The 22051-nt window shown below is 65.5% G+C and carries 20 protein-coding genes, 1 tRNA gene and 1 pseudogene; 16 read left to right on the plus strand and 6 right to left on the minus strand.

Going from position 1 to position 22051, the window contains the following annotated elements; all coding sequences use genetic code 11:
- A pseudogene (locus tag ACQCVD_RS11635) lies at positions 1 to 168 on the plus strand (IS982 family transposase); the annotation flags it as partial.
- 10 nt (positions 169 to 178) lie between these two features.
- On the opposite strand, the gene ACQCVD_RS11640 reads toward ACQCVD_RS11635, so the two are convergent.
- Entirely contained in the window at positions 179 to 1309 is a 1131-nt protein-coding gene (locus ACQCVD_RS11640; RefSeq protein ID WP_426823931.1) for a DUF2786 domain-containing protein, read from the minus strand.
- A 228-nt stretch (positions 1310 to 1537) separates the two neighbouring features.
- Between ACQCVD_RS11640 and ACQCVD_RS11645 the strand changes: the two genes are divergently transcribed.
- The 4 genes from ACQCVD_RS11645 (at position 1538) to ACQCVD_RS11660 (ending at position 7219) form a co-directional block, all read left to right on the plus strand.
- Entirely contained in the window at positions 1538 to 2878 is a 1341-nt protein-coding gene (locus ACQCVD_RS11645) for a glutamine synthetase family protein (protein ID WP_426823932.1), read from the plus strand.
- An 81-nt stretch (positions 2879 to 2959) separates the two neighbouring features.
- A complete protein-coding gene (locus ACQCVD_RS11650; protein ID WP_426823933.1) occupies positions 2960 to 6163 on the plus strand; it encodes a bifunctional [glutamine synthetase] adenylyltransferase/[glutamine synthetase]-adenylyl-L-tyrosine phosphorylase in 3204 nt (1067 codons plus the stop codon).
- 130 nt (positions 6164 to 6293) lie between these two features.
- Positions 6294 to 6743, plus strand: a complete 450-nt coding sequence (locus tag ACQCVD_RS11655; RefSeq protein WP_426823934.1) for a hypothetical protein — start codon at positions 6294 to 6296, stop codon at positions 6741 to 6743.
- A 188-nt stretch (positions 6744 to 6931) separates the two neighbouring features.
- Entirely contained in the window at positions 6932 to 7219 is a 288-nt protein-coding gene (locus ACQCVD_RS11660; RefSeq protein ID WP_426823935.1) for a hypothetical protein, read from the plus strand.
- Positions 7220 to 7229: 10 nt separating this feature from the next.
- Here ACQCVD_RS11660 and ACQCVD_RS11665 read toward each other — a convergent pair whose 3' ends face one another.
- Positions 7230 to 8687 carry an MFS transporter gene (locus tag ACQCVD_RS11665; protein WP_426823936.1) on the minus strand — a complete coding sequence of 486 codons (1458 nt, stop codon included), beginning with the start codon at positions 8685 to 8687 and terminating at the stop codon, positions 7230 to 7232.
- Positions 8688 to 8890: 203 nt separating this feature from the next.
- On the opposite strand from ACQCVD_RS11665, the gene thrC reads away from it, so the two are divergent.
- The 6 genes from thrC to ACQCVD_RS11695 all read left to right on the plus strand — a co-directional run bounded on the left by thrC (position 8891) and on the right by ACQCVD_RS11695 (position 13192).
- Positions 8891 to 10333 carry a threonine synthase gene (gene thrC / locus ACQCVD_RS11670; protein WP_426823937.1) on the plus strand — a complete coding sequence of 481 codons (1443 nt, stop codon included), beginning with the start codon at positions 8891 to 8893 and terminating at the stop codon, positions 10331 to 10333.
- A 439-nt stretch (positions 10334 to 10772) separates the two neighbouring features.
- Positions 10773 to 11153 carry a hypothetical protein gene (locus ACQCVD_RS11675; protein WP_426823938.1) on the plus strand — a complete coding sequence of 127 codons (381 nt, stop codon included), beginning with the start codon at positions 10773 to 10775 and terminating at the stop codon, positions 11151 to 11153.
- On the plus strand, positions 11146 to 11676 hold the full coding sequence (locus tag ACQCVD_RS11680) for a hypothetical protein (protein ID WP_426823939.1): 531 nt from the start codon (positions 11146 to 11148) through the stop codon (positions 11674 to 11676). The genes ACQCVD_RS11675 and ACQCVD_RS11680 overlap by 8 nt, the downstream gene beginning before the upstream one ends.
- Before the next feature lie 49 nt (positions 11677 to 11725).
- Positions 11726 to 11854 carry a hypothetical protein gene (locus ACQCVD_RS11685; RefSeq protein WP_426823940.1) on the plus strand — a complete coding sequence of 43 codons (129 nt, stop codon included), beginning with the start codon at positions 11726 to 11728 and terminating at the stop codon, positions 11852 to 11854.
- Positions 11851 to 12630 carry a 2-keto-4-pentenoate hydratase gene (locus ACQCVD_RS11690; protein ID WP_426823941.1) on the plus strand — a complete coding sequence of 260 codons (780 nt, stop codon included), beginning with the start codon at positions 11851 to 11853 and terminating at the stop codon, positions 12628 to 12630. Before ACQCVD_RS11685 ends, ACQCVD_RS11690 begins: the two co-directional genes overlap by 4 nt.
- Positions 12631 to 12658: 28 nt before the next feature.
- A complete protein-coding gene (locus tag ACQCVD_RS11695; RefSeq protein ID WP_426823942.1) occupies positions 12659 to 13192 on the plus strand; it encodes an NUDIX hydrolase in 534 nt (177 codons plus the stop codon).
- 45 nt (positions 13193 to 13237) lie between these two features.
- Here the strand turns inward: ACQCVD_RS11695 and glnA (ACQCVD_RS11700) are convergent, their stop codons facing one another.
- Positions 13238 to 14680 (minus strand): type I glutamate--ammonia ligase, encoded by a 1443-nt coding sequence (gene glnA, locus ACQCVD_RS11700; protein ID WP_426823943.1) that lies wholly within the window; start codon positions 14678 to 14680, stop codon positions 13238 to 13240.
- 299 nt (positions 14681 to 14979) lie between these two features.
- Between glnA (ACQCVD_RS11700) and ACQCVD_RS11705 the strand changes: the two genes are divergently transcribed.
- A tRNA-Ala gene (locus tag ACQCVD_RS11705) sits at positions 14980 to 15052 on the plus strand.
- Positions 15053 to 15163: 111 nt separating this feature from the next.
- Here ACQCVD_RS11705 and ACQCVD_RS11710 read toward each other — a convergent pair.
- On the minus strand, positions 15164 to 16321 hold the full coding sequence (locus ACQCVD_RS11710) for a tyramine oxidase subunit B (RefSeq protein ID WP_426823944.1): 1158 nt from the start codon (positions 16319 to 16321) through the stop codon (positions 15164 to 15166).
- Positions 16322 to 16950: 629 nt separating this feature from the next.
- Here ACQCVD_RS11710 and ACQCVD_RS11715 point away from each other — a divergent pair.
- Entirely contained in the window at positions 16951 to 17736 is a 786-nt protein-coding gene (locus tag ACQCVD_RS11715; RefSeq protein WP_426824018.1) for an SGNH/GDSL hydrolase family protein, read from the plus strand.
- 72 nt (positions 17737 to 17808) lie between these two features.
- Positions 17809 to 18702, plus strand: a complete 894-nt coding sequence (locus tag ACQCVD_RS11720; protein ID WP_426823945.1) for a 2-dehydropantoate 2-reductase — start codon at positions 17809 to 17811, stop codon at positions 18700 to 18702.
- A 34-nt stretch (positions 18703 to 18736) separates the two neighbouring features.
- Here the strand turns inward: ACQCVD_RS11720 and ACQCVD_RS11725 are convergent, their stop codons facing one another.
- Complete coding sequence (locus ACQCVD_RS11725) at positions 18737 to 19171, minus strand: pyrimidine dimer DNA glycosylase/endonuclease V (protein WP_426823946.1); 435 nt, start codon at positions 19169 to 19171, stop codon at positions 18737 to 18739.
- 69 nt (positions 19172 to 19240) lie between these two features.
- Between ACQCVD_RS11725 and ACQCVD_RS11730 the strand changes: the two genes are divergently transcribed.
- Positions 19241 to 19762 carry a SixA phosphatase family protein gene (locus ACQCVD_RS11730; protein ID WP_426823947.1) on the plus strand — a complete coding sequence of 174 codons (522 nt, stop codon included), beginning with the start codon at positions 19241 to 19243 and terminating at the stop codon, positions 19760 to 19762.
- Positions 19763 to 19883: 121 nt separating this feature from the next.
- On the opposite strand, the gene glnA (ACQCVD_RS11735) is transcribed toward ACQCVD_RS11730, so the two are convergent.
- A complete protein-coding gene (gene glnA / locus ACQCVD_RS11735; RefSeq protein ID WP_426823948.1) occupies positions 19884 to 21320 on the minus strand; it encodes a type I glutamate--ammonia ligase in 1437 nt (478 codons plus the stop codon).
- A 214-nt stretch (positions 21321 to 21534) separates the two neighbouring features.
- On the opposite strand from glnA (ACQCVD_RS11735), the gene ACQCVD_RS11740 reads away from it, so the two are divergent.
- Positions 21535 to 22011 carry an RDD family protein gene (locus tag ACQCVD_RS11740; RefSeq protein ID WP_426823949.1) on the plus strand — a complete coding sequence of 159 codons (477 nt, stop codon included), beginning with the start codon at positions 21535 to 21537 and terminating at the stop codon, positions 22009 to 22011.
- The last annotated feature ends 40 nt before the right edge of the window (positions 22012 to 22051 follow it).

A 22051-nucleotide genomic window follows, 5' to 3' on the forward strand; every position in this document is an offset into this window, starting at 1 on the left:
TTTGACACGTTGAAAGGCCAGTTGGGCCTGGAGCGCCACGGTGGCCGGACCCTTTCCGGGGTGATCAGTCGGATTGTGCGGCGGTTGTTGGCGTTGACCGCGGTGATCTGGCATAACCACGCCACCGACCAGCCGGTGCTGCGGTCACTGATCGCGTACGACCACTAAACCCCCGGAATCAATCATCTAGGCGGGTCTGCCGGGCGGCAGAGACCCCGTCGCGGTGACCACCAGGGTGCCGGGAGGTGAAGGTGATCGACCTGGATCGGGGGAACAGCCCCGCCAGGGTCTGCTGTGCACGGTGCCCGCGGGCGGCCAGCACCGGGAGAGTCTCCCGGTGCCCCGGATTCCCGGCGGATGCGTGGCGGGTGGCGTCGGCGAGCAGGACGGTGATGTGGGCGGTGTAGGCAACCATGAAGCTCCGGCGGTAGGCAGAGGTCTCGCCCCGGCTCGCGGCTTCGTGAGCGCCGGGGGAGGTGCGCATGAAATGGTCCCGCTGCCGGTTCAGACTGGCGAAGAGGTCGGCCACGTGTCGGACATCATCGGACTGCCCGACCACGGTGGAGATCCCGTCCCGCGTCAGCAGCATGGTGGCGCAGGAATTGGTCTGCGCGACTCCGCTCAACAAACTGAACTGGTGCCGGACCCAGGGGGAGTGAAGATAGACCCGGTGGGCGACGAGCTCGGGACCAGCGGCTCCGGCCAGGCTGTCTCGGGCAAACAGTAACGACTCGATCCGGTAGCGCTGGCGCAACTGCTGGGCTTTGGCCACCAGGACGTCGGCCTCTCCCTCGAAATTGGTCGCCTCCGCCTTCTTCAGCAGTGCGGTGATGCGGTGGTGTGCTTTCCGTTGCTCGGGAGACAACGCCGCGAAAGCGCGGTCCTGCTCCTCCACGGCATGCGTGTCGGTCAGCAGCACGGCGTCGTGCAACGGGCGCAGGCCCCGGAGCCGGTCACGGATGTTCTCCAGGGCAGCGGTTGATAACGCCACTTCCTCGACGGGATGGCACTGCCGCTGCCAGGCGGCGCGCGTGGGTTCGGCGACATCCACCCCGCCTTCCGTCCGTTCTCCGCCGCACACCCGGTGTGTCACCAGAAAGAGTAGATGGTCCACCTGTGAGGTGAGCAGATGGCGGAGGTCGTCCGGAGTCCAGCCTTTCGCCGCCGCCTGGAGGAGCGCGAAGTAGATACTGTCCGTCAGCTCCCGGTGATACTGCTGCCGGAGCTGCTCGGGGACCGGTCCCTGGTGGCGGTTGTGCGGACCGGAGCCTGGGTAGAAGTCAGTCGGGGTGGGGTTCATGGTGGTCATCGCCTAGATCCTTTGTGTGGGTTGTGGGCCGGGGCTGCTTCTTCCCGGTCACCGGTAGTTGATCAGGAAGGCTGGACATGACTACCCCCGGTTTACATTCTGTAACCCCGTGAGCTTGTCATATGCAGGTGAATCAGGACCCCCGGTGCTGCGGCGTGACAGGGCACGGTCCGGAAACAGGAACCGCATTCCAGCTCCGGTGGGAGCCCCGGAACTACGATGGTCGGCATGAACAGTCAGCAGGAATTCGTCCTCCGCACCGTCGAGGAAAGCGGTATCCGCTTCATCCGGCTCTGGTTCACTGACATCCTGGGCTATCTCAAGTCCGTGGTGATGGCATCAAGCGAACTGGAATCCGCTTTCGAAGAGGGAGTGGGGTTCGACGGCTCCGCCATAGAGGGGTTCTCCCGAGTCTCCGAAGCGGACATGATTGCTCTGCCGGACCCGTCCACGTTCCAGATCCTGCCTTTCGATCCGGCGGATTCCCCACTGCAGACTGCCCGCATGTTCTGCGACGTCACGATGCCGGACGGGACTCCTTCCTGGGCGGATCCCCGGCAGGTGTTGCGGCGTCAGGTGGAGTCGGCCGCTGCGGACGGCTTCACGCCGATGGTCTCCCCGGAGATCGAGTTTTATCTGGTAGAGGATCTCGACACTGCGGGACAGCCGCCCGTGCCCACGGACTCCGGCGGATACTTCGACCAGGCCTCCCACCACCAGGCGCGGACCGTGCGCCGGGAGGCGATGATGGCGATCGAGTCGATGGGCATCCCCGTCGAGTTCTCCCACCACGAGACCGCGCCCGGACAGCAGGAGATTGATTTGCGCCACGCGGAGGCACTGAGCATTGCGGATTCCATCATGACCCTGCGTTACCTGGTCAAGCAGGTGGCGATGCAGAACGAGGTGGCCGCGACCTTCATGCCCAAGCCGTTCCGGGATCACGCCGGTTCCGCCATGCACACCCACCTCTCCCTGTTCGAGGGTGACCAGAACGCCTTCCATGACCCGGATGATGAGATCAGTCTCTCCGTGACCGGCCGACAGTTCATCGCCGGAGTGCTCCGGCACGCCCCGGAGATGACTGCGGTGACCAACCAATGGGCCAACTCCTATAAGCGGCTGATGTTCGGCAATGAGGCGCCGACGGCCGCCACGTGGGGGGTGTCCAACCGTTCCGCACTGGTACGGGTGCCCACCTACCGTCTGCACAAGGCGGAATCGCGCCGGGTGGAGGTGCGCAACCTCGACACCGCGGTCAATCCCTACCTGGGCTTCGCGGTGGTGCTCGGCGCCGGATTGAAGGGCATCCGCGAAGGTTATGTGCTGGATGAACCTGCGGAGGACAACATCTCTAACCTGACCCGCCGGGAACGCAGAGCGATGGGGTACGTCGATCTGCCCTCCGACCAGGAGGCCGCCCTGCGAGAGTTCGAACGATCTGAACTGATGGCCGACGTCCTCGGCGAGCACGTCTTCGAGTTCTATCTGCGCAGCAAATGGAATGAGTGGCACGACTATCAGCAGCAGATCACTCCCTGGGAACTACGGGAGAACCTCGGCTATTAGCCGTTGTCGATCAGCCTTGTCCGAGCAACCACCCCGCGCGGGATGTCCCCCACGCCATCTTCAGGAGATCAGACCCCGACCATGACGACCCCGAGAACCGGCAGGCCCACCATCCCGACGCCGGCAGTGCTGGGCCTGCAGCGCCCCCGAGCCGCCGAAGACCTGGAGTGGCTCGGCTGGAACAACCCCGAATCGGCGGATCTGCTGTGGGCGATCGGCGGTGCCGGTGACTCCGATCTGGCGTTGAACACCCTGGTCCGCATCATGACGGCCCTCGATGAACTTGACGGGGTGACCTATTCGTCCTCCGAGCAACGGATGTCCTCGGCACCGACGCGCCGGCGCCAGGATTTTGACGGCGCGCTGCGGAGCGACGTCGCCCTGCGGGTGCGGGTGGTGGCCCTGATCGGCGGCTCCACAGCTTTGGGGGACCACCTGGCTGCCAATCCGGACCTGTGGCCGCAGCTGGCGGAACCGCTGCCGACCGCCGAAGAGATGATGCAGGAGATGTTGTCCACCGTTGACGCGGTGCCGGCGGTCATTGAGGTGGAGGATGACGGTGTCGTAGTCGCATCGGGGCCAGACAGTTCCGATACCGCGAGCGCAGCCCTGGACACCGTCGGTACCTATCGTGCCCGCCGCGATCCGGCGGAATCTGAAACAGCGCTCAAATTCGCGTACCGCACCCTGCTCATGAGAATCGCCGCCCACGATCTGGCGGGCAGCTACCCGCGCTCCCGGCGCCGGATCGGCCAGCCGGAGGTGGCGTTTCGGACGGTCACCGCCTTGCTGGCCGATCTTGCCGACGCCGCGCTCACCGCATCGCTGGCGGTGGCGGTGGCGGAAGTCTACGACGACAAACCCGTGGACACCCACCTCGCGGTGATCGCGATGGGGAAATGCGGGGCCCGGGAACTCAACTACATCTCCGATGTCGACGTCGTCTTCGTGGCGGAGCCCGCCAGTGCCCGGGCGACCCGGTTGGCCGGGGAGTTCAACCGGATCAGTTCCCGGGCTTTCTTCGAGGTGGACGCCAATCTCCGGCCAGAGGGAAAGAGTGGCGCACTGGTGAGGACACTGGCCAGCCACCTCGCCTACTACCGTCGGTGGGCGGAGACCTGGGAGTTTCAGGCGCTGTTGAAGGCCCGGCCGATGACCGGCCACCTGCCACTGGGCCGGGCGTACCAGGAACAGCTCCAGCCGATGGTGTGGACCGCCAGTCAGCGGGAGAGCTTCGTCTCGGACGTCCAGGCGATGCGGCGTCGGGTCGTCGACAATGTTCCCGGAAATCTGCGGGATCGGGAACTGAAACTGGGGAGCGGGGGACTGCGCGACGTCGAGTTCGCCGTGCAGCTGCTGCAATTGGCGCACGGGCGGTCTGACGAGTCCTTGCGGGTGCTCAACACCATCGATGCCTTGCAGGCGTTGATCTCCGGCGGCTATATCGGCCGCGAGGACGGCCAGGACCTCATCGCGGCGTATGAGTTCCTCCGCCTACTCGAGCACCGGCTGCAACTGCACCGGCTGCGCCGCACCCATGTGCTGCCACCAGCCGACGATGAAGAGCACCTGCAGTGGTTGGCGATCACCGCCGGATTCGCGAACACCGCGGCCAACACCGCGAGTGCCGCCATGCTGGACCGGCTGCGCAAGGTGCGGCTGTTGATCTCCTCGACGCACCGGCGCCTGTTCTACCGGCCGCTGCTGCACTCCGTGGTCAACATGTCCGTGGACGTGCTCAAGCTGTCGCCGGAGGCAGCCAAGCTGCAGTTGGCCGCGCTTGGTTACCAGTTTCCCGGCCGGGCCTTCGAGCATCTGGCGGCCTTGGCCGCCGGTGCGACCCGCAAGTCCAAGATCCAGGCGGTGCTGCTGCCCTCGCTGATGGAGTGGCTCTCCGACACCGCGGACCCCGATGCGGGGCTGCTCAACTACCGGAAACTCTCCGACGCAGCCTATGACCGGACCTGGTTCCTGCGCATGCTCCGCGACGAGGGCATCGTGGGGCAGCGGTTGATGAAGATCCTGGGGAACTCCCCGTACACCTCGGAACTCATCATCGCCGCCCCCGATTTCGTCAAGTCCCTGGGCGACGGTGCGAAGGGGCCGAAGCTCCTGGAGAAATCAGCGGAGACCGTGGGGCACTCCCTGATCACCTCCGCGGGACGTCACCTCGACCCGGACAAGGCGATCAAGGTGGCTCGTTCCCTGCGGCGCGCCGAGCTGGCTCGGGTGGCGGCGGCTGATCTGCTCGGCATGATGGACGTCCGGGAGGTCTGCCGGAGTCTGTCGCTGGTCTGGGACGCGGTCCTGGAGGCTGCACTGCGGTCCGAGATCCGTTTCAACCTCCACGAGAAGGGACGGACGGAACCACCGGCCCGGATCTCCGTGATCGGCATGGGCCGTCTCGGGGGCGCTGAGCTGGGTTATGGCTCGGACGCGGATGTCATGTTCGTCGCGGAGCCCGTCGCAGGAGTGGCCGAGGATGAAGCGGTTGCCTGGGCGATCGGAATCTGTGACCGGATGCGCGGCCGGTTGGCCAAACCGAGCGCGGACCCGCCCCTCGAGGTCGACCTGGGGCTGCGCCCCGAAGGCCGCAGTGGCCCGATCGTGCGCACCGTGAAGTCCTATGATTCCTATTACCGACGATGGGGTGAGACCTGGGAGATCCAGGCTCTGTTGCGCGCCACCTACGTGGCCGGTGACAAAGAGGTGGGGCTGGCTTTCCTGCGGGCCATCGACAAATACCGGTACCCGGTGGGTGGCGCCAGCCAGAGCACCATCCGGGAGGTGCGCCGAATGAAGGCCCGCGTGGACGATGAACGACTGCCCCGCGGCGCGGACCGCAACACCCACACCAAGCTGGGGCGCGGTGGCTTGACGGATGTGGAATGGACGGCGCAGTTGCTGACGATGATGCATGCGGACGAGTATGAGCGGCTGCACAATACCTCCACACTGGAAATCCTCGACATACTGGCCGCGGAGCGGATCCTGGCCCCGGACAAGGCGGAGATGCTCAAGGATGCGTGGCTGTTGGCCACCAACGCCCGAAACGCCCTGGTACTGGCGCGCGGTAAGCGCACGGACCAGCTCCCTCATCCCGGGCACCAGCTCGCGCAGGTCGCCGGTGCCGCGGGCTGGGATCCGGATGACAACCGGGGGTTCCTGGAGAACTACCTGAAGGTCACGAGACGGGCCCGGCAGGTCGTCGACGAAGTATTCTGGGGCGAGCCGACCATGGAACCGGAGGGGGAGGGGACCAGCGGCCGCCAGGGTCTTCACTGACCCGGCGGCCCGGTGGGTGCGCACCAGCTCCGGAAGCGCCCTGAACTAACCCCTAAGGGTGTCGACGCAGCTGGTCAGCGACCCCTACACTCGGAGATGACAGACCGAAATCCGGAAGGAAACCTCTGACATGGCACTTAATCTCTCCATCGACCTGAGCGACGCCAGCTTCGGCGACCTGGTGGCGCTGGTCGACGCAGCCCGTTCCGCCGGTATGGACCCCCACGACGAGATCAGCTTCGACGGCAGCACGCTCAGCCTGAGCGTTGACGTGGACGCCTTTTTCCCGAGCTTCGCGGACCGCTCCGCGGCGGAGGGCGGCGACCTGGTCGACGTGGATGACCCCGATGATGACTTCGACGACACCGAGATCATCGACGACGGCTTCCCGGGACCGCGCCCGGGCGACCGACGGGAGGGGCCGAGCCGCCCCCGGCGTGACAGCTGGGGCGAGGACCGGTACCGGGGCCCGCGCAGCCCCTTCGACTTCGTGGACACCTCCGGCATCGGCGACGCCGCGATCCGCAGCGTGATCGACATCCTCACCGGCCGGCAGGACCCACCCCGCGGCCGCCACTGAGGGCAGTGGCGGGGGAGACGGCAGGCCCGGCGCACCCCCCGTCAACACGCCGGTGCAGACCGAGCCCCGCGCGCCCCGCGCTTGCCAGGCTTCTGACAGCCCGGATCCATCCCCGGCACATGCCAGCCGCCTAACCTCAGAGTTGAGTCACGAAACAGTGACCGAACAGCAACAAGGAGGTTACGGTCGTGGAGTTCCCCCGCCGCCTGGCGCGCTCCCTGGTCTCCGCGGGAGCCGCTGCGGGCCTGCTCGCAGCGGGCCTAGTGGTTTCCCACCCGGAAATTCAGAGCGGGGCAGCGGTACTGGCCGCCGAGGCCCGTCACCTGCCGGACAAGGAGACACCCACCGGGCTGAGCGCCGACGCCCTGTCCGAGAGCTCCGAGGACAGCGCGCCGGATACGGCCTATGATTCTCCCCCGGGCACCAATTTCGGGGTGGCTCTGGCCGACCTGCTCCGCGAGACACCTGCCGAGTAGCGGCTGGTGTCTACCGGTCGGTGTTCTCCTCCCACCCGGTGGCCTCGGTGTTTTGTACCACGCGCACGGCGCGGTGCGCTTCGTCCGCCTGCATCCGCTGCCACGACCGGTTGGCCACGACCCGGGAGATCAACAGCCCCACGACACCGACTGCCCAGACGACGATGACCGCCATCCAGGCGATGCGGAAGTCCTCCCAACCATAAGGCTGGCCCCCTGCGCTCCAGTCCAGCACGATGCCAACGGCCTGGGAGGCAACCATCGCTGCCAGGAAACCACCCATGTTGGACAAACCGGTACCGGTGGCCACGAACTTCCGGTCCAGGCGTTCCCGCACCAGGTCGAAGCCATAGTTGGCGGAGGGGGTGAAAGCAGCGGTGACGATGTTGACGAGGATGATCGCGACCAGTCCGTGGGGGCTCTCGCTGTAGAAGAAAATCAGCCAGGAGGCGCCGATACCCAGAGTGAACACCAACGCCGCGAGGTCGCGGCGCGGACCCATCCGGGAGGAAATGAAACCGTGGAGCGGACCGACGGAGGCTGTGGCGACGGTATTGATCGTCAGAACCAGGGCAGCATTCTGGGACGACAGCCCCATGCCCAGGGTCATCATCGGCACTCCCCACAGCAGAGTGAACACGACCTGCGGAAGCATGCAGGTGTAGTGGATGAAGAAGCCCACCCAGCACACGGGGCTGCGCACGACGATGCCCAACAGGGCCCACACGCTGGTGCGTTCACGCTCTGCCACGGCAGCGTCGAGCCCCTTCGCCTGGGCGTCCAACTGCTGCAACAGGTCCCGGTCGCCGGATTTTTCGGCGACCTTCCTGGCTCGCCGGTCCGCCCGGGCGGCCTGGGCGGCGGCATCGGTGTCCGGGGAGTCGGCAACCGCCACTCCCGCGGCAATGGCGACGAGGATCCCGACCGCGCCCAAGCCGACGAACGCCGGTACCCAGCCGGCGACGTGCAGCAGCGCCATGAAAGGCACGGCTGAGATGAACTGTCCCAGCTGTCCGACAGCGGCCGTGAGCTGCGTGAACAACGGCGTCTTCTTCAGCGGGAACCAGTAGGGGAGAATACGCATCACCGACAGGAAAGCCGAGGCATCACCGGCGCCGATGAGCACACGAGCGACAATCGCCACCCCATAGGATGAGGTCAGGCCGAGGAGAATCTGGCCCAGCCCCATAATGACCGCCCCGACCACCAGCATCTTCCGCGGCCCGAAACGGTCGATGAGCATGCCCATCGGGATCTGGGCGAACGCGTACACGCCCACCTGGACGGCGGTGAACACCGCGATCCGGGAGGCGTCGACCCCGAAACGTTCGATTGCGTCCACGCCGGCGACGCCGAAGCTGGTACGACCGGTGATCGCCACGACATAGAGGAGCACCGCCGACACCCAGACAACCAGGGCGCGGCGGGTCACGACTTCACGGGGATCTGGGGCTGGGACGGTACTCACAGGGATTCACCTTAGCTGTGTTACTCGGGTTCAGGGTGCTCAGGGCGGCCACGGGCGGTGCCCCGCCTGGTTCCGGACTGGGGACAGTGTGACGTGCCGGCCTCCGGAAGTCCCGCAGAGGACGACGATCCCGGGGCCGATGCCGGGGGATCCCCTCGTTCTGACGGCTGTCCTTGTGAGATGGAGTCAGTAAGGTGAATGGTGTGGATTACATTTCAACCAGAGACACGTCAGAAACCCCCGCGAAGTTCACCGACATCCTGCTCGGTGGTTTGGCGCCGGACGGCGGGCTGTATCTGCCCGCCGAATACCCCGAGCTCAATGATGCGACACTGAGCTCCTGGCAGACCCTGCTGGCGGACAAGGGCTACGCGGCGGTCGCCGCCGAGGTGCTCAAGCTCTACATCGACGACATCCCGGCCGAGGAGATCGAGGCGATGTGTGAGCGGGCCTATGCCCCCGAGAAGTTCGCGGACCCCGAGATCGTCCCCGTCAGTGAGTTGGATGACGGGATCTTCCTCGCGCACATCTCCGGCGGCCCGACCGCGGCCTTCAAGGACATGGCTATGCAGCTGCTCGGCGAACTCTTCGAATATGAACTGGACCGCCGCGGCTCGACCATGAATATCCTCGGTGCCACCTCAGGTGACACCGGCTCCGCCGCGGAGTACGCCATGCGCGGCCGGAAGGGCATCCGCGTGTTCATGCTGACCCCGGCCGGCCGAATGACCCCCTTCCAGCAGGCCCAGATGTTCGGCCTCAACGACCCGAACATCTTCAACGTCGCGCTCGACGGAGTCTTCGACGACTGCCAGGACGTGGTCAAGGCTGTCTCCGCTGACGCTGGGTTCAAGGCCGAGCACCGCATCGGCGCAGTCAACTCGATCAACTGGGCCCGGCTCGTCTCCCAGATCGTCTATTACGTCACGACCTGGCTGAAGCTGACCGAAACCAATGACCAGAAGATCTCGTTCTCCGTGCCCACCGGCAACTTCGGGGACATCTGCGCCGGCCACATCGCCCGTCAGATGGGACTGCCGATCGACCGGCTGATCGTGGCGACCAACGAAAACGATGTCCTCAACGACTTCTTCAACACCGGCTACTACGCGCCGCGCACCGCGGCCCAGACCCACGCCACCTCCAGCCCGTCGATGGATATTTCCCGCGCCTCCAACTTCGAGCGCTTCATCTTCGACCTGATGGAGGGCGACGCCGGCCGGGTCAAGCAGCTCTTTGACATGATCGACGAGGGCGGTTTCTCCCTTGCGGAGGACACCCGCATGCTCGACGTCATTGACGAGTTTGGCTTCGGGTCCGCGAAGTCCACCCACGCCGATCGCATCGCCACGATCCGCGACACCTGGGAGCGGCTCGGTGTGCTGATCGACCCGCACACCGCTGACGGCGTGTTCGTCGCCCGCGACTGGCGCAAGGACGTCGACACCCCGATCGTGTGCCTGGAGACCGCTCTGCCGGTCAAGTTCGGTGACACGATCAAGGAGGCCATCGGCACCGAGCCGGAGATCCCGGAGCGTTTTGCCGGCATCATGGAGGCGGAGCGCCACGTGGTGGATCTGCCGAATGATGCCACCGCAGTGAAGCAGTTCATCAAGACCTCGATCGAGAACACCGAGGTCCGTTAGACCGGCGGCCGCCCGCCGACCGGGGGCGGAACTGACTGGGGTCGGTAACCATGGAGCGCGTGTACTGCTCCGGGTTACCGGCCCCAGACGTCATTGGTGCAGGTGTACACAAGCGGAATGTTCGTGTCGTCCCGGCCGACCTGCAGAATCTCCTCCGCCATCCGAGGTCAGACGCTGAGGACATCCGTTTAATTCCTGGCTCTACCCTGGTCGCCAGAACACCGCAGCGGATCTCTCCGGCGGTGGAGTCATGCGGTTCCTCCGTGGGTTCGAGGTCTATCCGTCGCCGACCGCTCCGCCCCGTTTCGAACGAGTATTCCCCGCGCAGTCCAGTCAATGTCCGGAGGCGCTTCTACGGTGACTCACAGAACCCGGTTCTGATGCCGGACAACGTTCCCCGGCCCACGGCCGGCGATGACACGAGTGGAGGAATCTTCCGATGATGCAGGGCAGGAGCAACCCGGCTTCTACAGACCAGGGTTCCCCGAAAACCCCCGACATACGCTGGGTGCGGCAGGAGCGGGAAGCCGCCTTCGGTCTGCTGACGGGAGCAGACGTCTTCTCGTTGCCTCGGCAGGGAAGTGTTTCCCGGCAGTTCGCCGCCGGCCGCTATCGGGAGGTGACGGCACGGATCAGCGCCACCTCGAAGGACCTGGAGACACTGATCCGGCACCGGGAGGACGTCCGCGCCGGGGGCCACGGCATCCCGGCCGCCATCGGTTGGACATTGGCTGCTGTGGTGGTGGTGTTCCTCGGTTTTCTGCTCGGTGACCTCGCCGGGGCCGCCGGCGCCGCCATTCTGGAGGATCTCAATGAGTAGGGGCGGATCGGCAGGTGGGGGTTGCGCCATGCTGGTCGTGGTGGTGCTGGTCATCGGCCTGATCATGTGGCTGGTCGGCGGGGTGTTGTCGTTGTTGGGGGTGCTCCTGCCGATCGCCGGGATACTCCTCGGTCTGTTACTGTTCGGCTATGGCTGGGTCGGTGTCTATCTGGGACGCCGGAACCGGAAGGCCGATCAGCAGTTGAACCGGGAGCTGGGTGGCATGGCCTCCGACGCCGGCGCCCGCCTGGACCAGGTGCTGCTGTGGTGGGACCGCGTGCGGCTGACCCAGGGCATCGGCACCGAGTTCGAGGGCCGGATGGACAATGTGAGTTCCGCCGCCGCTGACGACCCCGACGCGCTGCGCCTGCGGGAGCTGCTGGGGGAGGCCCGGGAGGTGCGCGGGCTCCTGCTCAATATTGACGCTCAGCCGGACCCACAGGGCCGTCTCAAGGTCATCAACCGGGCCGACCGGGTGTGGGCGGACCTCGTGCGCCACTACATGCAGGAGCCGGGCAGCTAGAGCTGGCACAATGGGCCCCACCACGAATCCGGCAGAAAGGAACAGGACCATGGGACAGGAACAGTTCGTCGGCAAGGAGCACTTCGAGGAGTTTGACCCGGAGCGCTTCGCGGAGCAGATCAAGCGCGAGGCTGCCGAGCGCAAGGCGGAGAGCTCCGACGAGGAAGAAGAGCAGTGAGCTTCCGGAACTCGCCGGAAACCGTCGCGGAGATGCTTCTCGACGCCACGGGTACCGGCTTCCCGATCGCCCCGCCGCGCCACCTGATTCCCGGCCTCGATCTGGACGGCGCCTACCACATCCAACTGCTGCAGGAACGTGCCCGGCAAGTGGAAGGCAGGGAAATCGCCGGCCGGAAGGTTGGGCTGACCTCGCAGGCGATGCAGCAGCAACTGGGCGTCGCCAGCCCGGATTTCGGGTTCTTCACCCGGGACCTGGTCTTTGACAGCGGCACAGAGATCCCGGTGGGCCGGTTCATCGCCCCGAGAGTTGAACCGGAGCTGGCATTCATCCTCGACCGTGATCTCGGCGCCGGGGAAGACCTGGATTCGGTGGCCGGGGCGATCCGGTCCACCCACCTGAGCATCGAGGTCATCGACTCCCGGGTGAAGGAGTGGGACATCACGTTGGTGGACACGGTGGCTGACAATGCCTCCGGCGCCGCGGTCATCCTGGGGCCCACCACCGACGTCGCGGTATCCGAGCTTCCCGCGGTGCGGGCGACCATGTTCCGCAACGGGGAGAAGGCTGCGGAGGGAACCGGGGCGGACGTCCTCGGCCATCCGCTGGCACCCCTGGTGTGGCTGGCGGATACGCTGGCCCAGCGAGACGTGGTGTTGCGCGCCGGGGAGATCGTGCTGACGGGCAGTTTCTGCTCCGCTGTGCCGGTGGCGGCGGGGGATGAGATCAGTGTGGACTACGGTGAATACGGTCGCCTGAGCGCGATCTTTTCCTGACCGCACAACCTCCGGAGGACGTACCACCTTGGCCACCCCCGAATTCATTCTCGAGCTGCGTGAGAAGATCGGCCACGCACCGCTACTGCTGCCGGCGGTCACCGCCGTGGTGATCCGGGACGTCGCGACCGACGCCCCTTTTTGGGCTGTGCCCGACGTCCTGCTGGTCAAGCGGGCGGACAACGGCGAGTGGACCCCGGTCTCCGGTATCTGCGAACCCGGTGAGGAACCGCATGTCACGGCGGTGCGTGAAGTCAAGGAGGAAACGGACATCGACGCCCGGGTGGAAGCCCTGCTCGGCGTGGGGGCCATCGACCGCGTCACCTATCCCAACGGCGACGTGGTGGACTTCATCGACACCACCATCAGGATGAGCCTGACCGGGGACGACACGGCCCGCGTCGCCGACGAGGAGTCCGTGGACGTCGGTTGGTTCAGCATCTCCCAGCTGCCACCGATGAAGCCGCGGTTCCGGCTGGTCATCGCCGATGCGGTGGCCCAGCTCAAACATCCCCACGGGTTCCGGCCCCGACTGGGTTTCCAGAAGCGGGAACAGCGCTAAACCGGGCGGCGCCCGCCCGGCAGCGGTGGAGCAGCTGGGCCGGAATCAGCAGTCGTAGTACAGCTCAAAATCCAACGGGGTCGGTCCCATCCGGGACGGGATGATCTCGTTGTCGTACTTCGAGCGGATATAGGACTGGATGAGATCCTCGGTGAAGACATCGCCTTCCGTGAGGAAGCCGTGGTCCTCCTCGAGCGACCTGAGGGAAGCTTCCAGCGAGGTGGGGGCCTGGGGAATCCCCTCGGCCTCCTCGGGCGGGAGCTCGTAGAGATCCTTGTCCACCGGCGCGTGCGGCTCGATACGGTTGCGCACCCCGTCGAGCCCGGCCAGCATCATCGCGGAGAACCCGAGATAGGGATTGCCCGACGGATCCGGGGCACGGAACTCGATGCGCTTGGCCTTCGGGTTGGAACCCGTGATCGGGATGCGCACCGCCGCCGAGCGGTTGGACTGGGAGTACACCAGATTGATCGGTGCCTCGAAACCGGGCACCAGCCGCTGGTAGGAGTTCATCGTCGGGTTGGTGAACGCGAGCACCGCACCGGCATGGTGCAGGATGCCACCGATAAAGTGGCGTGCCATCTCGGACAACCCGGCATAGCCCGCCTCGTCGTGGAAGAGCGGCTTACCGTCCTTCCACAACGACAGGTGGGCGTGCATGCCGGAGCCGCCGTCGTTAGCCAGTGGCTTGGGCATGAAAGTGGCGGAACGTTCGTGCGCCTTCGCGGTGTTCTTGATGATGTACTTGAAGGTCTGCAGGTCATCCGCGGCATGTAGCAGGGTGTTGAAGCGGTAGTTGATCTCCTGCTGGCCCGCGCTGCCGACCTCGTGATGGGCCCGTTCTACGTCGAATCCGACAGTTTCCAGGTTCAGGCACATCTCGTCGCGGAGGTCCTGGAAGTGGTCATAGGGGGCCACCGGGAAGTAGCCGCCCATGTGGCGCACCTTGTATCCCAGGTTGCGGGAGCCGTCCGGATCAAACTCCTCACCGCGGTTCCACCAGCCTTCCTCGGAATCGACGTGGTAGAAGGAGCTGTGGACGTCGGTGGAGTAGCGGACGGAGTCGAAGACATAGAACTCCGCCTCGGCACCCACATTGCAGGTGTCCGCGATGCCGGTGGACTCGAGATACTCCTCGGCCTTGCGGGCGATGTTGCGGGGATCGCGGCTGTAGGGCTCGCGGGTGAAGGGATCGTGGACGAAGAACTTCATGTTCAGGGTCTTCGCCTTGCGGAAGGGATCCACTGCCGCGGTCGCGAGGTCCGGCAGGAGATTCATGTCGGAGTCCTCGACCGACTTGAACCCGGAGATCGACGACCCGTCGAAGGCGAACCCCGTCTGGGCGGCTTCCTCGGTGAAGGCTTTGGCGGGAATGGTGATGTGCTGTTCCACGCCGGGGACATCAGTGAAACGGATGTCCAGGAACTTGATGTCCTCGTCCGTGATTAATTTGGCGATATCTTCAGCGGTTGGGGTTGTGCTTGGCACTGGTACGGCTCCTCAGATCCGTAGGCCCGGCGGGGTTGGGTGTTAAGGCGCACGAGTACTTGTTTCCCGCGCGTCTGCCGGGCACAGAGTTGTCCATCCGGACCGGGGCAGGTGCACCTCGACGATTCCTGTCCGGAACTGTCGCTGCTGCGAGCCTGTCCGGATTTACAGTTCAACTGTACGTGAACGAAAGTAGAGAGGCTGGTGAATTCTGGTGTGGCCACCTGGTTTGGTGTGCGGGGTCGCCACAGGTATAAAGTGGAACACACCGTAAGGTACCCGGTGAATGCACCGGGTGCGGGGCTATAGCTCAGTTGGTAGAGCGTCGCGTTCGCAATGCGAAGGTCAGGGGTTCGATTCCCCTTAGCTCCACGGCATGGCGGAGGGTGGGTGTCCCGGAAACGGGAGCCCCACCCTCCGCCCTTTTTGAACGGCCGCCCCGGTCCGCGGTGCGGGGCCGGGGCGTCGCGAAGCGGGAAGCGGTCAGCGCAGCGTCGGGGTGTCCCACAGATTCAGAGTGGTACCGATACCCTTCTCTCTGGCGTTGGCGAGGACATCGGTGGCCCAGGCGACATCTTCGACAGGCATACCGCCGATGGAATAGCAGAAGATCTGGTCGTCGTTTTCCCGGCCTGGGGCTTTACCCGAGGCGATGTCACCGATGTTGACCAGCTTCTCCTCGGGCAGCGTGCCCTCCTGGTACATGTCCCACCAGCGGTTGCCGGGAATGCCCAGCAGCTCCTCATAGGTCACGTCGGGGCCGTTCTCATGGAACCACTCGGCGTAGAGTCCCTTGTAGTCCACGACCAGATTCGCCTCATCAGAGGTGATGAAATCATCGTCGAAGCGGGCGGCGGCGGGGCAGAGCAGCAGCGCACCGGGTTTGAGCCACTTGCGCCTGAAGTGCGGAAAGCCGGAGGGCCCCTCCTTGGAAGTGGAGGTGCCGCCGATCACGATGTCGGAATCCTCGATGGCCTCCTGCTCGGTGTCCACCACCTGGACGTCGACGTTCGGGTGGTTCTCGCGGAACCAGTCAGCTGCTTTGTCGGTGGAGCCTGCGGAACGTCCCTTGATCTTGACGGTGTCGATGCCGGGGCGCTGGCTGACGGCGGAATCGAAGATCGTGCGGCTCATCACGCCGGGGCCGATGATGCCGACCGTCTTCGCGTCCTTGATCGCCAGGTGCTTGACCCCCACGCCGGGAACGGCTCCGGTGCGGTAGGCCGACAGCAGATTGGCCGACATGATCGCGGTGGGAGCGCCGGTCACCGTGTCATTGAGCACGAAGACGTGGATGGAGCGCGGCAGATCATGCCGGCGGTTCTCCGTGTTGGAGCCGTACCACTTCACGCCCGTGGCGTTGAAACGGCCACCCAGGTACGCGGGCATGGCCATAAAACGACGATCCGGGCCGTCGGCGGGCATGCCGGCGTGCTCCGGCTCAGCGGGAAAGTTGATCTGTGCACCGTGCGAATTGGCGGAGGCGCCGGCCATCCGGTAGTCGCCGTCAGCCAATAGGATCAGGGTCTCCTCCATCGTCTCGACGCACTTGGCGGAGTCGGTGACTCCGGCTGCGATCATGTCGGGCTCGGAGAGGTAGAGAAAATCGATCCGCGTGTTGTTGGTGTTCTCGGAAACCAAAACTGCCTTTCGGGGTCACCCGGTGGCGGCGCCACAGTCGTACTCGCAGGCGGCCAGCCACCGTATTGAACAGAGTCCGGGTTGAGGGCTCAACCCACGGCTACCCACGCTAGCGAAGTTCGGCAGGGCAACCTCCCTGGTTAGAGCGGAAAAACCGAAGACTGACCACCGGTTTCGGTACCTCGACAGGCTGGGAAAGGGCTGAGGACGCACTTGGTCGCACATGCCTCGATTCCCCTTGTGACGTGCGCCCTCTCAACGCTCTGGAGGGGTCAGCCTCCCTAAAGTTTCCGCTCACGAGAGCATGATCCGGGAGGCCCCACGAAAGGGGGTGATAGGTTGGAGAAGCCACTGCTTCCGAAGAGGCCCATGGGGTGAATTCCCGGGAAGCAACCCCGGCTCGTTTCGGGAGGGGGTACTGCACCGGGTGCGGTTCCGGTTCACGAGCGGGACTTGCACAGGCAGGAGTCGGGCGCGGGGAGGAGGTGAGCCCTAGGATCGGGGGTATGTCTATAGCGGCGTCAATGAAAAGACGGGTCGGAGTCACTGCAGCGCTGGTGGTCGCTCTTCCGATCGCGGCCTGTGGAGCCCCGGGGCCAGAGGAGGAGCCACCACAGCCTGAGCAGGTGATGGAGTATGACTACGTGGCACTCGGCGATTCCTACGCCGCCATGGGCAGTCGCGACGCTGCGACCGGGCCCGAATTCTGCCTGCGCTCCACTGACAACTATCCCTCCCTGGTGGCGGCGGATGAGAGGGTGCGGAGCAGCACCGACGTCACGTGCCAGGGGGCGCGGATCCCGGACCTCCTGAATCCCCGTCCCGCCGACTCCGGGGAATTGGCGCCCCAACTAGCTGCGCTGGGCACGGATACGGACCTGGTGACCTTGTCGATCGGCGGCAATGACCTGGGATTCGGCGAGATCATCGGGTGCGTGCAGGAGAACCTGCTGGGGGACGCGCAGGTCGACTGTGCCGCTCGCCTGGAAGGTACGGTCCGGACCCACCTGGCAGCGCTGCCGGAAGAACTCGATGAGCTCTACCGTCACATCGAGGATTATTCAGGTGGGGCTGACGTGATCGCCACCGGTTATCTCCCGATTCTTCCGGAAGCGCAGACCTGTCCGGAGGTGGCGGCGATCTCCCCCGCTGACCGGGAGTGGGCGGGGCGGCTGACGGCGGAACTCAATGGCGTGCTGACCGACGCCGCGGAGCGCAACGGGGCGTCGTTCGTCCTGCCCGCCGGGGCGGCGGAGCACAGTACCTGCGCAGAACCAGGGCAGCGTTGGACGGACATCACCGGCCAGGAGACCGGCTCCTACCCGATGCATCCTACTGCCGCGGGACAAGCCGCCATGGCCGAGGCGGTGCTGGCCGAACTTCGTGGCTCAGCTGCCGAGACACCAGGAGATTAGCGGAGACGGCGGGGTGCGCCGCCGGAGCGGTAAGCGACTCAGAGTGTGCTCCCTCCGGCTACAGTCGGGGCCATGAGAATCGGAATCATCGGTGTCGGTGCGGTCGGCGGGGAATTCGCCGGAAAACTGGCCCAGGCTGGCAAGGACGTGCGGGTGGTCGCGCGCGGTAGAACTCTGGAGGTGCTGCGGGAAACCGGACTGACGCTGATTGATCCGGGAGGAGAGAAAACCGTGATCGCGGTGCCCGCAGCGGAGTCCTTCGAGGAACTCGGCGGGACGGATGTGGTCATCCTGGCCACCAAGGTGTTACCGGGGCAGGAGACCTTCCCCGCGGTACCTGCCGGGGTCCCGGTCGTGACCACCCAGAATTCCGTGGAAGTGCCTTATACGGCGGCCCAGCGATTCGGCGCGGAGAACGTCTGGCCCGGTGTCGTGCGTGGTTTCATGGTCCACCGGGGTCCGGGCGTGGTGGAGTTTCAGGGCGGCCCCCTCAGCCTCAACTTCGGCACTTTCGACCGCAGCCCCAGTGACCTCGCAGAAGAGCTCGCCGCGGAGCTGACGGCGGCGGGCCTCGCGGGCACAGTTCTCGGGGACGTGTGGGTGGATGTGTGGACCAAGGCGATGTTCACGGCACCTTTCGGCGCGTTGGGAGCAGTGACGGGCAAACCACTCGGCCAACTGCGCACGGAACTGCGTGGTTCGTTGGCTGCCCTGTTCGGGGAGGTGGACACCGTGGCCCGCGCCATGGCGGTGGACCTGCCGTTGGACGCGGTGGAACAGGCCCTCGCCTTCGCTGATTCGCTCAATGCACAGGCCACCAGCTCCATGCAACGTGACTACCTGGCCGGGACTGCCAGTGAACTGGACGCCCAGGTGGGCGCGATCCGACGCCTCGGGGATGAAGCCGGCGCCGACACGCCGCTGCACGATCTGCTCCAGGAAGTCCTGGAAGCCCGGCTGGATTGAGCCCCCGGCATGGCATGGTGCGGTCTGACCGGGGCTAGATTCTTTCGAAGGGCTCCACGGCTCCACCGACCACCCGGAAAATCGGGTGAGGCCGCGGGGCAGCTGTCTCCAGCTGCTCCGCGAACCACCCGGGAGAGCGCTGCCGGGATTTCTGCCGCAGGTGCTCCAGTTCGAAAGCGAGCTGGCCATCGGTGACGGTGAGCGAGGGAAGACCCTCCTCGGGAGGCACCCGGATGAGCGAGCGATTGAAGGAGTAGCCGCGACGCTCCGCCTCAGCGGCAACCCCCGCCAGGTATGCGCCGATGGCGGCCAGGGGCTGCTGCCGGGCACGGAAACGCTCCAGCTGCGGATGGCTGCGGTATCCCCGTGTTTCTCCTGCCAACACCTTCTGCGCGAGCAGCGACTCGCGCCAGCAGGCCACCAGGGCCTGCCGGTCAAGGAGACCGGGGTGCAGCGACCAGATTCTCATCCTCCCATGCTACGCAGCGTGCTGCGGGAAAGTGTTCCGCTGCCCGGAGCCGCCAGGTAGCTTGGGGCCATGTCTTTCCCCGTTGCAGAGCACACCCTGGTGATCCTCCGCCACGCCAAATCCTCCTGGAAGGCGCCGGAGCCGGATCACGCCCGCCCACTGAACAAGCGGGGCCGGAGGGACGGCGTGGCAGCGGGGGAGTGGCTGGCGGGTCACGTCGGCCCCATCGATCACGTGCTCTGCTCCACCGCCACCCGTACCCGGCTGACCTGGGAACGCGCCCAGCTCGGCGGTGCCGCCAGCCGTGGTGTCAGCTATCACGACGAGATATACGAGGCCCCGGTGGGGGCCCTGGTGGAGCTGATCCGGAAGCTCGATGAGAACGTGGGCACCGCCCTGCTCCTCGGGCACTGGCCCGGCGTGGAGGAACTGGTCAACCTGCTCGCCGCGCGGGACGGGCATCCCGGTTGGGCGCAGATGGACGAGAAGTTCCCCACCAGCGCAATTGCGGTGCTCACGGTGCCGGGTGGCTGGGCCGCGCTGCGTGACGGTACCGCCCGGCTCGGTGCTTTCGTGGTTCCCCGGGGCTGAACCTGGCGGATCGTAAGTTCCGAGGGGCGTGGAAATGCCCCACCCCCGAGCGCGTGCGGCGCTGCAGCTGGGATGGGGCGGTGGGGACGCGGCGTCGCAAAGCGGGGGACGCCGCCGCTGACTAGCAGTCGTAGTAGAGCTCGTACTCCAGGGGAGTGGGGCGCAGGCGGTTCGGGGTGATCTCCGCGTCGTACTTCAGGCCGATGTAGGTGTCGATCAGGTCCTCGGTGAACACATCGCCCTCGGTGAGGAATTCGGAGTCCTCCTCCAGAGCCTTGAGGGAGGCCTCCAGGGAGGTCGGCGCCTGCGGGATGGAGGCGGCCTCCTCCGGTGGCAGTTCGTAGAGATCCTTGTCCACCGGCGCGTGCGGCTCGATGCGGTTCTTGATGCCGTCCAGGCCGGCCATCATCATCGCGGCGAAACCGAAGTAGGGGTTGCCGGAGGGGTCCGGGGCACGGAATTCGATGCGCTTGGCCTTCGGGTTGTTTCCGGTGATCGGGATACGGATCGCGGCGGAACGGTTGCGCTGCGAGTAGACCAGGTTGATCGGAGCCTCGAAGCCGGGCACCAGGCGGTGGTAGGAGTTCAGCGTCGGGTTCGTGAACGCCAGGACCGCGCCAGCGTGGTGCAGGATGCCACCGATGTAGTAGCGGGCGATGTCGGAGAGACCGCCGTAGCCGGACTCGTCGTGGAACAGCGGCTGGCCGTCCTTCCACAGCGACTGGTGGGCGTGCATGCCGGAGCCGTTGTCACCCGCCAGGGGTTTGGGCATGAAGGTGGCGGATTTGCCGGCCCGCGCCGCGGTGTTCTTGATGATGTACTTGAAGGTCTGCAGATCATCGGCCGCGTGCAGCATGGTGTTGAAGCGGTAGTTGATCTCCTGCTGCCCGCCGGTGCCCACCTCATGGTGGAAGCGCTCGAGGTGGTAGCCGGAGTTCTTCAGGTGGCGGACCATCTCGTCGCGCAGTTCCACCGTCTGGTCATAGGGGGCTACCGGGAAGTAGCCGCCCTTGAGACGGGTCTTGTACCCGGTGTTGGGGGTGCCGTCGGTGTTGGTCTCCGCGGAACGGTTCCACCAGCCCTCGTTCGAGTCGACCTCGTAGAAGGAAGAGTTGACGTCCGCGCTGTAACGCACCTTGTCGAAGACGTAGAACTCGGCTTCAGCGCCAAAGTTGCAGGTGTCTGCGATGCCGGTGGCAGTGAGGTACTCCTCGGCCTTGCGGGCGACGTTGCGGGGGTCGCGGGAGAAGGGCTCACGGGTGAACGGGTCATGCACGAAGAACTTCATGTTCAGCGTCTTCGCGGTACGGAACGGATCCAGGCGGGCGGTGTTCGGATCCGGCAGCAGGTTCATGTCGGATTCGTCGATGGTGGTGAAACCCCGGATTGAAGAGCCGTCGAAGGCCAGCCCCTCCTCGGCCGCGTCCTCGTCAAATGCCTCAGCCGGGATCGAGAAGTGGTGCTCGATCCCGGGGACGTCGGTGAACCGGACGTCGAGGTACTCGACGCCCTCGTCCTTGATGAACTTGATGACTTCTTCATTAGACTTGAAGGTCATGGGGTGACTCCTTGCGGATCTCCGGGTGCGGATGCAATGTGCTTCAATTCTAGGCGGGTCCCGGACACGCTGCGGCGGTGGGCAGGGCGGCGGGGCATAAACAACCTGTACTCTGAGCTGCAGCAGCAATTCTAGCGCAATATCTGTTGAGCTATCAAAAGGATGGTCCCGGCGTCATTTCCCTACCCCCACCGGCCCGACTAGATTGAAGGGCATGGCGAACCAGAAGCGTAGTTGGCTGGCGGGGCCGCAGATTCCCGCGGAGAACGAAGATCCGGACGCCCCCGGCAAATGGCCCGGCGAGAAGCTCGGTCTACCGGAGAAGGGCAGTGGCTCACTGGCGTCGGTGATGCGGCGTTCGGTCGGGGTCATCATCGACTGGATCGTCGCCTGGATCGTCGCTGGCTTCCTCAACATGTTCACTCATTCCCTCGGGGACACCGCCACGTTGACTCTCATTCTGTTCGTGGTCTTCGGAGTGGTGTCCGTGTGGCTGTTCGCCCGAACCCCCGGTCAGACAGTACTGGGAATGGGGGTGGCGCGTATCGACGTCCCGGGGGCCCGCGTCGGCTTCCTCCGCGCGCTTGCCCGCTCGGTACTCACGGCCTTCATTCTCCCCGCCGCGATGGTGGACTCCGACGGCCGGGGCATGCACGACCGCGGCACCGGAACCTCGGTCATCATGTCCTGAGGTTTTCCGCGGGAACACGGTGCTCCCCGTCCAGACGGAC

Origin of the sequence: Corynebacterium halotolerans (assembly GCF_050107895.1) — a bacterium.
GTDB lineage: Bacteria > Actinomycetota > Actinomycetes > Mycobacteriales > Mycobacteriaceae > Corynebacterium > Corynebacterium halotolerans_B.